8 protein-coding genes are annotated in these 12572 nt (G+C 38.7%); all 8 read left to right on the top strand.

Annotated elements, in window-relative coordinates:
• The first annotated feature begins 80 nt into the window (after nucleotides 1-80).
• The 8 genes from RAH34_RS07610 to RAH34_RS07575 all read left to right on the top strand — a co-directional run bounded on the left by RAH34_RS07610 (nucleotide 81) and on the right by RAH34_RS07575 (nucleotide 12138).
• A complete protein-coding gene (locus RAH34_RS07610; RefSeq protein WP_306595707.1) occupies nucleotides 81-1319 on the top strand; it encodes a sulfate adenylyltransferase subunit 1 in 1239 nt (412 codons plus the stop codon).
• A 5-nt stretch (nucleotides 1320-1324) separates the two neighbouring features.
• Nucleotides 1325-2155, top strand: coding sequence for a serine O-acetyltransferase EpsC (gene epsC, locus RAH34_RS07605; RefSeq protein WP_306595706.1), 831 nt, complete (start codon nucleotides 1325-1327; stop codon nucleotides 2153-2155).
• A gap of 29 nt (nucleotides 2156-2184) precedes the next feature.
• On the top strand, nucleotides 2185-3096 hold the full coding sequence (cysK, locus tag RAH34_RS07600; RefSeq protein ID WP_306595705.1) for a cysteine synthase A: 912 nt from the start codon (nucleotides 2185-2187) through the stop codon (nucleotides 3094-3096).
• Between the two features lie 23 nt (nucleotides 3097-3119).
• A complete protein-coding gene (gene cobA, locus RAH34_RS07595) occupies nucleotides 3120-3965 on the top strand; it encodes a uroporphyrinogen-III C-methyltransferase (RefSeq protein WP_306595704.1) in 846 nt (281 codons plus the stop codon).
• Nucleotides 3955-5667 (top strand): sulfite reductase flavoprotein subunit alpha, encoded by a 1713-nt coding sequence (locus RAH34_RS07590; RefSeq protein WP_306595703.1) that lies wholly within the window; start codon nucleotides 3955-3957, stop codon nucleotides 5665-5667. Before cobA ends, RAH34_RS07590 begins: the two co-directional genes overlap by 11 nt.
• 34 nt (nucleotides 5668-5701) lie before the next feature.
• The gene (locus RAH34_RS07585) at nucleotides 5702-7378 is read left to right on the top strand and encodes an NADPH-dependent assimilatory sulfite reductase hemoprotein subunit (protein ID WP_306595702.1); all 1677 of its coding nucleotides are present in this window, start codon (nucleotides 5702-5704) and stop codon (nucleotides 7376-7378) included.
• Between the two features lie 360 nt (nucleotides 7379-7738).
• Nucleotides 7739-10615, top strand: a complete 2877-nt coding sequence (locus RAH34_RS07580; RefSeq protein ID WP_306595701.1) for a TonB-dependent receptor domain-containing protein — start codon at nucleotides 7739-7741, stop codon at nucleotides 10613-10615.
• A gap of 5 nt (nucleotides 10616-10620) precedes the next feature.
• Nucleotides 10621-12138, top strand: coding sequence for a TSUP family transporter (locus RAH34_RS07575; RefSeq protein ID WP_306595700.1), 1518 nt, complete (start codon nucleotides 10621-10623; stop codon nucleotides 12136-12138).
• The last annotated feature ends 434 nt before the right edge of the window (nucleotides 12139-12572 follow it).

Below are 12572 nucleotides of genomic sequence, written 5' to 3'. Positions count from 1 at the left end.
TAATAGGATAAACACCTTTACTTCTTAACGACAGAACATTACTCATTACCAATTACTCATTATTTATAATTAAAATTCGGATGGATATATTAAGATTTATAACAGCAGGAAGCGTAGATGACGGTAAAAGTACCCTTATCGGAAGACTGCTTTACGATAGCAAAAGTATTTTACAGGACCAGTTGGAAGTCCTTGAAAAACATTCTAAAAACAAAAATGAAGACGGAGTAGACCTTGCCCTTTTAACGGATGGTCTGCGTGCAGAAAGAGAGCAGGGAATCACCATTGATGTTGCTTACCGCTATTTTTCAACTGCAAAAAGGAAATTTATCATCGCAGATGCTCCCGGGCATGTACAATATACGCGTAATATGATCACCGGAGCTTCCAACTCTGATCTGATGGTTATTCTGATTGATGCCCGAAAAGGTGTGATTGAGCAGACCAGAAGGCATTCCATCATCGCTTCTTTATTACAGTTGAAAAAGGTTGCTGTAGCCATCAATAAAATGGATATGGTAGATTATTCCGAAGAAGTTTTTGAAAATATAAAATCAGAATATACAAAAATTGCAGAAAATCTGGGTTTAAATGACGTCAGCTATTTCCCCATTTCAGCATTAAAAGGAGATAATATTGTTTCAACATCTTCGAGAACAGAATGGTATGAAGGAAATTCCCTTCTGGAATACCTTGAAGAAGTAACGATTAATGAAGAAAAAAATAATGGAAGCCGTTTTCAGGTTCAGTACGTGATTCGTCCTCAGACTGAAGAACTTCACGATTACAGAGGATATGCCGGACAAATATTAAGCGGAAAGTTCAACAAAGGAGACAAAATCCACATACTTCCTGCAGATCTGACTACAGAAATAACAAAAATTGAGATCAATGGTATTGAAAAAGAAGAAGCCTTTGAAGGTCAGCCAGCCGTTATCCATCTTGCTCATGATGTAGATATCAGCAGAGGAGATATTTTTGTTACGGAAGAACATGTTCCCACCGTTGAAAAAGATCTTGAAATTCTTTTATGCTGGCTTGATCAGAAACCTTTGCAGCCGGGGAATAAATACCTTCTGCAGCAGAACAGCAGACTTGTAAAAGCTGTGGTAAAAGAGATCGACTATAAGATCAATGTCAATACCCTTATCAGAGAACAGGCAGATGGTGAAATTAAACTGAATGAAATTGTGAAAGTTACCCTACGAACGGCACAGCCTTTGGTCTATGACAGCTTTACCCATAACAAAACAACGGGCTCTGCCATTTTGGTAGATGAAACGTCCAATTCAACGGTAGCAGCCTGTATAATCCAATAGAAAAAATGGCAATTTCCGATCAATTAATAGAAAGAATTCATCAGACCAAGCAAAACAGCATTCATGGATTCTTTGATAAAATAAAGACCAAAAAGTGGGTGAAGGATTTGTATGAAACACTCTTCCTTCCTCAGAATGACAATACTGAAGATCAGCTGAAAAGAAATTTTGAAGCACTGCAGGAAACACTTTCAGTCCTTATTCATACGGTAACAGGCGATAAAACCCTTACTGAAGAACAGGTCAGTCAGTTTTTTGAAGCGTTACCGGAATTATACAATCAGTTGGTGCTGGATGCAAAATCTATTTTGGAATTTGATCCTGCTGCGGACTCTCTGGAAGAAGTATATCTGGCATATCCGGGCTTTTTTGCCACATATGTCTACCGTATTTCGCACCAGCTCTGGACTCAGGAAGTGAAAATTTTACCCCGTGTCATTTCAGAATATGCCCACAGTAAAACAGGAATTGATATCCATCCGGGAGCGACCATTGGAAAGTCTTTTTTCATTGACCACGGAACAGGAATTGTGATCGGAGAAACAACCATTATCGGGAATAATGTCAAAATTTATCAGGGAGTAACCCTTGGTGCATTGAATGTTTCCAAAGAAAAAGCCCATCAGAAAAGGCATCCCAATATAGAAGATGATGTGATTATCTACTCGGGAGCAACCATTCTGGGAGGTGAAACAACAATAGGCAGAGAAAGTATTATCGGAGGAAATGTCTGGGTAACACAGGATGTTCCTGCCAATTCTCTGGTCTACCACAAAAGCGAAATAAAAATAAAGGATAACAGTTCATTACCGGAATCATTAACCTTTGTGATTTAAGAAAAAACAAAAATAAAAAGTACATTGATATGAAATTTCAGAATGCATTAGAAACGATAGGAAATACACCCGTCGTGAAAATTAATAAACTCTTCAGTTCAGATCACGAAATCTGGATCAAACTTGAAAAAAGCAACCCTGGAGGAAGCATTAAAGACAGAATTGGCCTGGCCATGATTGAAGATGCAGAAGCCAAAGGATTATTAAATAAAGACAGCGTTATCATAGAGCCTACCAGCGGAAATACGGGAATAGGACTCGCTTTGGTAGCTGCCGTAAAAGGATACAAACTCATTCTTGTCATGCCGGAAAGCATGAGTATAGAACGCCGTAAAATTATGGAAGCTTATGGAGCAGAATTCGTGCTTACTCCAAGAGAAAAAGGAATGAAAGGGGCTATTGAAAAAGCTAATGAACTGGCTGAAGAAACACCCAATTCATGGATTCCAAGACAATTTGACAATCCTGCCAATGTACAAGTACATATAGAAACCACTGCTCAGGAAATTCTAAAAGACTTCCCGGACGGACTGGACTATATCATTACAGGAGTAGGAACCGGAGGTCACATCACCGGAATCGCAAAAACGGTAAAAGAAAAATATCCTAACGTAAAAGTTATTGCTGTAGAACCGGAATTATCTCCTGTATTAAGCGGAGGAAGCCCGGCACCACACCCGTTACAGGGATTAGGAGCAGGCTTTGTACCTTCCATTCTGGATATTACCCTTTTAGACGGAGTGATCACAGTAGGCAAAGAAGAAGCTTATGAATATGCTCTTAACGCTGCTAAAAAAGAAGGCCTTTTTGTAGGAGTTTCTACAGGAGCCGCTTTAGCAGCCATCGCCAAACATTTACCTGAAATACAACCTAACGCTAAAATCCTTACCATCAATTACGATACAGGAGAAAGGTATCTCTCTGTAGAAGGACTCTTCTAAATCCTTAATTAACACCTACTTCAATGAAAACAAATATAAAATCACCAAAGGTCTTCCTTATCGGTGCAGGGCCCGGCAACCCTGAACTGATCACTGTAAAAGCAGTAAAAGCTATCGCAGAAGCAGACGTCATTTTATGTGACCGCCTTGTAAGTCCGGAAATTCTGGAAACCTACGTTAATGAAAACACAGAAATCATCTATGTAGGCAAAGAATGCAGCAAAAATGCTTCCACTCCTCAGTCTCATATCAATACTTTGATGGTGGAATATGCCCTTCAGAATAAAACTATTGTAAGATTGAAAGGAGGAGACGTTTCTATATTCTCCAATATTCTGGATGAACTGCAGGCTTTAAAACAAAATCATATTCCTTACGAAATCATTCCGGGAATTACAGCGGCTTTAGGAGCTGCGGCTTTTGCAGGGATGCCTTTAACAGCGAGAGGATATTCTACATCCGTTCGTTTTCTGACGTATTATAAATCGGAAATCGTGAGCGAAGAATACTGGAAAGAGCTTGCTTTAACCACTGATACTCTTGTTTTCTACATGTCTAAAGGAAATCTTACTCCTCTTGTGGAAAAACTGAAAGAACTACAGATTTCAGGTGATAAAAAAATTGCAGTCATTGAACAGGCAACAACGCCTTTCCAAAAGGTGTACACGTCATCATTTGATGATTTTAATGAAAAATTTGGTGATAAAAACTTTGCTTCACCTTCATTGGTGGTAGTGGGTAAAATTGTAAACCTCCATGAAAAATTTTCATGGTTGGAAAATGCCGAGCAGGAAGGTCTTTATTTTAAATCAGTGGAAAACGGAAGTCTCATCCCTACCACTCAAAATTTCTTTGAATATGCTGTCTGAAACTAAATTAAACGTATTAAAACAAATCTCCGGAGACCTCTCCAGAGACGAAGCCATCTGGGCAAGCGGATATCTTGCAGGTATTGCCGGAGGATCATCACTCACAGCCGTATTGCCACCACAGGAAACGAATACTATTGTTCAGAATGCTGTAAAAAAAATAACCCTGGCTTACGGTACGGAAACCGGAAACAGCAAAAAACTCGCTACAGCCCTTGCAGGTATCGTGAAGAAAAAAGGACTTCAGGTAAAACTGGCCGACCTTTCCCAATACAAACCTAAAGATTTGGAGAAAGAAGAGTTTTTCTTTGTAGTCATCAGCACCCAGGGAGAAGGTGAACCGCCAGCGCTTGCCAAAAAGTTCTACGATTATATTCATGAAAATGAAATTAATCTCAGCGGATTAAAATATGGAGTATTGGCGTTGGGAGACAGCAGTTATCCTTTATTCTGCCAAACCGGAGAAGATGTGGATTCACGTTTTGAAATATTGGGTGCTCAACGTGTTATTCCATTAAAAAAATGTGATATTGATTACGAGCAGGAAGCTTCCCATTGGATAGAACATGTATTTGAAACAGTTCATAAAAATGCTGGTCAGAGTACAAAAAATGTTTCAGTTCCAAAAGTTTCTACCGGAAGAAAGAAATTTCGGGGAAAAGTTTCAGCCATCATCAATCTGAATGATATTACGTCTGAAAAAGAAACCTATCATATTGAAATTGAAACGGAAGATTCCCTTGCGTATCAGCCTGGTTCGGCTTTGGGAGTGATCCCATTCAATTCAAAAGAAGTAGTTCATGAAATCATTACTTTAACAGGAATTGATCCTAAGAAGCAGGTAGAAACAACAAAAATTACGGATTCTGTAGAAGAACTCCTGCACAAGCATCTTAACATCAGTTATCTGCTTAAATCTGTGGTTGCTCAATATGCTAAGATAACGGGACATTCCATCCCGGAAGTCAGATTAAGCCTTCTTGATCTGCTTAGGATTTACCCGGTAAAAAATGCTGATGAATTTGAAGAAATCATTCAGATACTGACAGCGCAAGCTCCACGTTTGTATTCGATTTCTTCCTCTGTGGAAGCGCATGGTGATACTGAAATTCATATTACTGTAGCCAAATCAGAATTCTTTATTGATCATCAGAAACACAACGGATTATGCAGTGGTTTCCTGAGTGAATTCAAAGAAGGAGAAGAGGTGGAATTTTATATTCAGGAGGCAGGACATTTCAAATTGCCTGAAGCAGATAAAGATATCATCATGATTGGTCCGGGAACGGGGATTGCGCCTTTCAGATCATTTCTTTGGGAACGTGATGCCACAGGAGCGGAAGGAAGAAACTGGCTGTTTTTCGGGGACAGAAACTTTGTATCCGATTTTCTTTATCAGGCAGAGCTTCAGGATTTTCTTAAAACAGGCAGCTTAACGCATTTAGACCTTGCTTTTTCAAGAGACACCGCAGAGAAAGTGTATGTTCAGCACAGACTGGAACAAAATGCTCAGGAAGTTTTTTACTGGCTGGAAGGTGGTGCATCAGTGTACGTATGCGGAGCGAAAGAACCCATGGCCTACGACGTAGAACAAACGCTTCTCAGTATCATCCAAAATGAAGGAAAACGCAGTAAAGAAGATGCTGCAGTTTACCTGGAAGAAATGGAACTGAGCGGCAGATATGCTAAAGATGTGTATTAAAAAGAAGTACCCGTAAAAATTAAAGGAAACAATTATGAACAACAATAAAGAGAACCTTTCACCGGTAGAAAAAATTAAAACCGGAAGTAACGGACTCAGAGGAACTTTAAAGGAAAGCCTTGCAGATAACTTCACCGGAGCCATCAGAGAAGATGACCAGACTGTCATCAAATTCCACGGAATGTACCAACAGGACGACAGAGACAGAAGAGAAGAACGTGTCTCCAAAAAACTGGAGTGGCTGTATTCTTATATGATCAGATTAAGACTTCCCGGTGGTTTTTTAACTCCGGAACAATGGGTAGGGTTGAATGAAACAGCAGAAGATCATTCCACAGGAACCATAAAAGTAACCACAAGGCAAACCATTCAACTTCATGGTATTTTAAAATCTCATTTAAGACCAACCATTCAGAGCTTTAATCTGCAGCATCTGGATTCGATTGCAGCTTGTGGAGATGTCAACAGAAATGTAACCTGTACTGCCAATCCTTCGGAATCACCTTTACAGCAGGAAGCCTACGAACTGGCAGGAAAAATCAGCGAAATGTGTCTTCCTAAAACTAAATCTTATTATGACATCTGGATTGATGATGAACTTCTGGTTGATCGAAAAGCGGAAGAAGATCCTTTGTATCAGGACAGATATCTTCCGAGAAAACTGAAAATTGGAATTGCAGTTCCGCCCAATAATGATGTAGATGTATTCATCAATGATATTGCTTTAATCGCCATTATCGAAAATGATAAAATTGTAGGTTACAATATCGCTGCCGGAGGAGGATTAGGAGCAACACACGGAAATGAAGCCACTTACGCACGTCTTGCATCCATTCTTGGATTTGTAGATACGGAAGAAAAAGTATTGAAAGCGGTCTACGAAATCATCACAGTACAAAGAGACTTCGGAAACAGAAGCGACCGAAAATTATCAAGATTAAAATATACAATTGATAAATTGGGTATCGACCAGTATAGATCTGAAGTAGAAAAAAGAACAGGATTCAGTTTTGAACCTGCAAGAGAATTCAAATTTGAACAACGAAAAGACCGCTATGGCTGGATTCAGAATCATGAAGGAAAATGGTTTTATACCGTATTTGTAGAGCACGGAAGAATTCTTAACACCGCAGAATATCCTTTAAAATCAGGATTACTAAAAATCGCACAAACTGGAAAAGCCAATTTCCGTTTTACCTGTAATCAGAATCTTATTCTGGCAGATATTGACGAAAAAGATAAGCCTGAAATTGAAAATATTTTAAAAGAACACGGAATTTCGGATTATACCCACGGAGCAAGCGCCTTACGTAAAAATTCTGTTGCGTGTGTTGCCCTGAACACTTGTTCATTGGCTTTGGCAGAAGCACAGCGTTATTTGCCTTCTTTAGTCACAAAAATAGAACCTATCCTTGAAAAATATGGTCTATTGGAAGAAGATATTACCATCCGTATGACCGGCTGTCCTAATGGCTGCGGAAGATCTCCCAATGCTGAAATCGGATTTGTGGGTACAGCTTATGGGAAATATAATCTTCACATTGGGGGAGACCGCTTAGGAATGCGACTGAATACAAAATTTAAAGAAAACATTGGTGAAGAAGAAATTCTGACCACGCTGGATGAGCTTTTCGGAATTTATGTACAGAAAAGACTTGCAGAAGAAACATTTGGTGATTTTTCATACCGTTATTTACATACCTTAAATTAATTATATGGCTAATTTTCATTATGATCTGAAAAAAAACAAAAAAACTCAACCTCTTCATTCAGGCGGACGAATGTGTATGTGTTGTTGATTCTCAAAATAACAATACAAACAAAGCTGTTTGAAGTTTTTGAATTATTATGAAACTTTACGAGACTGTCATTGCGAACCGAAGGTGAAGCAATCTCAGCAATACTATTAATGGCTTAAACCACCCCGTCAAAAATTCTTTGAATTTTCGCCACCCCTCCAAAGCAGGGGAATTCTAAGCCTCTCATTTGTAATATTAAACAAGATAAAGACTTTCATCATAGAAGTAAAAAGTTCAGACAGCTTCATTCTCAACCTAAAAAATGAAGCAAAATGAAAAACAAAAAACAGGGAAATTTTCTACCAAAAGCAGGTATTATTGCATTCACATTTCTATTCTTTAACTTCGCAGAAGCACAGCAGCAGCTTATAGAGCTTAGCGGAAGCATCAAAAATACAGATACACGAAAAGGTCTTGACTCCGTAAAAGTACAGATCGAAAATACACAGGATAACGCATTCACAGATCAGTTGGGTAACTTCAAAATCAGAACAAGAGTTACGATTCCCTTCAGAGTGGTTGTTCAGAAAGATGGTTTCACGAGTCAAACTGTTGAAATACTTTCACCTTCCAACAAAATAACGATAGGCTTAAACCCTCAGAACACCATCATTGACGATGTAGTAATTTCAGCCTCCAGAGTTCCGGAAAAAATATTAAGATCACCCATTGCCATTGAAAAAATTGATATTAAAACCATCAGAGAAAGTCCGGCAGCATCCTTCTATGAAACATTGGAAAATGTAAAGGGATTACAGCTTTTAACCTCCAGTCTTACGTTGAAAATTCCTAATTCAAGAGGATTCAATTCGCCTAATAATTTCCGTTTTATGCAGCTGGTAGACGGAGTAGATGTACAGTCGGCAACATTGGGAGTACCGTTGGGAAATGCCATTGGGCCTACAGAACTGGATATTCAATCTATGGAAGTTACGCCTGGAGCCGCTTCTGCATTATACGGAATGAATGCCATCAACGGACTGGCAAGTTTACAGACCAAAGATCCGTTTACTTCCGAAGGAATAAGCGTTTATTTCCGTGGTGGAGTGAATCATGTAGACAATGTTAACCATAAAATAAGTTCTCTGGGAGAAAGTGCCATCCGTTTTGCAAAGGTGATTAATAAAAACTTTGCTGTTAAAGTCAATGCCTCATATTTCAGCGGAACCGACTGGATTTCGAACAATCTTACTGATCAGAATCCGGGATCATTGGTCACCGCCAATCCTAATTTTTCTCTGGCCAATAATCCGGCGGAAGACCTTTGGAATAAATATGGTGACGAAAGAAATAATCGTGTTGCTGTAAAAGTAGACTACAATGGAAAACCAACCACTTTCAATGTTTCAAGGACAGGATATCTGGAAAAAGATCTGGTAAGTCCGGATGTGAAAAATATCAAGTTCGATGCGGGATTGTACTACCGTTTCGGAGATCAGTGGAGAACCTCTTACGTGTATCGTTATGGCTTACTGGACGGAACTTTCCAGAGAGGAAATAAAATCCGTCTGCAGAATGCTACGGTTCAGAACCATAAAGTAGAACTCACAGGAAAAGAACTGACCTTCAGAGCTTATGTATCCATAGAAAATACGGGAGATTCTTATAATCTGAAACCTTTGGCAGATAATCTTGATCTGACCAACCTTTCCAATACGAACTGGAAAAATATTTTTCAAACGACTCTACAGAATAGTCTTAATTCAGGGGTTAATCTTAATGATGCCTTCACCTTAGCGCGCCAGGAAGCAGATAAAAACAGAGTTGTACCGGGAACGGCAGCCTTTGAGCAATTAAAAAATACCATCATCGGAATCAACAACTGGGATTCGGCCAATGGAGGTGTAGCAGGAGCTCCGGCAACGGGAGGAGCAAAACTGGAACAGAAATCCCGCTTTTATCAGGGTGAACTTACCTACGATTTCAGCAGATTTGTAAAGATATTCAACCTTCTTGCGGGTGTAGATTACCGTTTGTACAGCATTACTCCGGATGGAAACAATTTTGTTGATTTTAACCGTCCTGTCAATGAAAGAAATATTCCTTTAGCCAACGGTACTTTTGGAAAAGATGTTATTTATCAGAAATATGGCGCATTTGCACAGATTACCAAGCTTTTCTTTGATGATAAATTAAAAATCAATGCGGCTTTACGTATCGACAGAAACCCTGAATTTGAAGCAAAACTGAATCCGAGAATCAGTGTTGTCTATTCTCCGGTGAAAGAGCATAATTTCAGAGCTTCTTTCCAGAACGGATATCGTTTTCCTTCTCTGTTTGAAGCCCTTTCCTTTGTGAACAACGGAAATGTAAGAAGAGTAGGCGGACTTTCAAAAGTGAATGACGGATTAGGCTATCTGGAAAATTCTTACACATTGGCTTCCATTGATAAATTCACCTCAGCAGTGAATGCAGATGTAGATGCAGGGAAAACCCAGGCTCAGGCGGCTCAGGATAACAAACAGCTTTTAACTGTAGCCAATCTGCAGAAATTACAGCCGGAAAAAATCAATTCATTTGAAGTAGGGTATAAGTCCACTTTTTTCAATAATAAACTTGTGCTGGACTGGGATTTTTATTATAACATTTATGAAGGATTCCTTGGTCAGGTAGAAGTGGCAGTTCCAAAAAACAGCCAGGTAGGAAGCAATACCGCTGTTCTTGCTATGCTTGATAGAAGCAAACAGGATCGTTATAGAGTTTATACCAACAGCAACAATACGTACAAAAGCTATGGAACGTCTTTAGGAATTCGTTATAATATCACAGGAAATTATAATGTGAATACCAATGTTTCTTATAATGACCTTGCTTCCAATAATAACTCAGACTTATTTATTACAGCCTTCAACACCCCAAAATGGATGGTGAATGTAAGTGTTGGAAACAGAGAAATTGTTAAAAACATAGGGTTTACCCTTGTGGCAAGATGGCAGAGTGGCTTTATGTGGGAAAGTCCTTTAGCATCCGGAGCAATTCCTGCTTACTATACGATTGATGCCCAGGCTACATGGAAACTTCCTGAAATTCGTGCGAATATTAAAATTGGAGCCACCAATCTGCTGAACCGCCGATATTTCCAGTATGCAGCAGGTCCTGAAATCGGAGGACTCTACTACCTCGCTTTTACTTATGATTTAAAACTGTAATCAGGATGAGCAATTCATTATATCCCATATTTTTAAAACTTGAAAACCTGTCACTGCTGATCATCGGTGGTGGTAAGGTTGCTTTGGAAAAACTGGAATCTGTACTGGGTAATTCACCGGAAACACCTATCAAACTGGTAGCCAAAGAGATTATCCCCGAAGTCAGAACCTTACAAACTCAGTTTTCCAATATTATAATGCACGAAAGAGCCTATGCCGATCATGATTTTAATGATGCTGATCTGGCCATTATTGCGGTAAATGATATTGAACTGGCAGGGGAAATCAGAGAAAAAGCCCAGGAAAAAAATGTACTGGTCAATATTGCCGACAAGCCGGATCTATGTGATTTTTATTTGGGTTCCATTGTTAAAAAGGGAAGTCTCAAAATTGCCATTTCCACCAATGGAAAGTCCCCGACCATTGCTAAAAGATTAAGGGAAACCTTTACAGAAGTGATTCCTGATGAAATGAATCATTTATTGGATAATATGCAGAATATTCGCAATCAGCTCACCGGAGATTTCAATTATAAGGTTAAAGAACTCAACAAAATTACTACAGAATATCTGTCTGACGGAAAAGTTGCTGCAAAACCGGATAGGGAAATTGAAAAACTGATCAATATAACAAAAACAGCTCAGAGAAAAGCCAATATCTACCTTGCTATTATTGGAGTTTTGCTCCTTTTTGGGTTATTTGGACTTGTAGTGTATCAGTTCAATCTTTCCAGTAATATTCAGTATTTTCTGAATAAAGATGGTCATATTTTTTACTGGATGCTGTTTGCAGGATTTATGGCAGAGATTGTTGCCGGCTCCATGGGAATGGGATATGGCGTAATATGTACCACCATTCTTTTACTGCTGAATGTTCCACCTCCCGTTGTAAGCGCAAGTATTCATTCTGCTGAATCATTTACCACTGCGGCCGGAAGTTTCAGCCATTATAAACTGGGAAATGTCAATAAAAAAATGGTATGGGTTTTATTCCCATTGGCTATCGTAGGTTCTATTATCGGTGCTTTAACTCTGTCTCATTATGGTGAACATTATGCCCATATTGTAAAACCTATTATTGCCTGCTACACGCTGTATCTTGGGATCAATATCCTTAAAAATGCATTCAAAGATAAAGAATCCGGGCAAGGAAAAGCCAAACGAAGAACAAATCTAAGAGTATTAGGTTTGGTTGGCGGCTTTATTGATTCTTTTGCAGGAGGTGGTTGGGGACCATTGGTAACCGGAACATTGATTAAAGAGGGAAGAATTCCCCGTTATGTAGTGGGAAGCTCTACTGTTGCTAAGTTTTTACTGACTATTACGAGTGCCATTACCTTCATCTTTACCATTGGTATTCATCACTGGAATATTGTGTTGGGGCTTTTGCTGGGTGGTGTTTTTACCGCTCCGTTTTCTGCGATGCTTACGGCAAAACTTCCAACAAAGAAAATGTTCGTGGTGGTAGGAATGGTGGTTATTGCCATGAGCCTTATTACGATAATAAAATCAATTTTATCGTAAGACAAGTATAAAATTTAAAGAAAAATAAGCGCAAAGATTTTAATGTTTTACTTTATTTTGAGGGATCATAGGGAAAAATTAATGATACAGTTTACGGACATTATCATTACTCATTTTTAGTAAAAATCTGAAACCATTAAAACTTTGCGTTTTTTATTTTTAAATACTTTTTAACTTTATAGTTCTCTGGAGGTTTTGGGTACGCAAAGACGCAAAATGAAATAAAAAAAACTGTTATAAGAACACAAGGATTTTATCTCCGATAAAATTGAATACAGCATACTTTGTTTTTTATCTCACGCTGATTTTGCAGATTATGCAGATCTTAATAAAAAATCTGCGTAATCTGTATCATCTGCGAGAAAAATGAATAATACTTCCCGCTTTCTGAAAATCTCCCATTGAGCAAAGTTGAAATATTCTTATGTCTTAAT

The organism is Chryseobacterium sp. WLY505 (assembly GCF_030846215.1).
Classification (GTDB): domain Bacteria; phylum Bacteroidota; class Bacteroidia; order Flavobacteriales; family Weeksellaceae; genus Chryseobacterium.
Note: the sequence above shows the minus strand (reverse complement) of the source record. Positions and strands in the feature narration are given on the sequence as shown.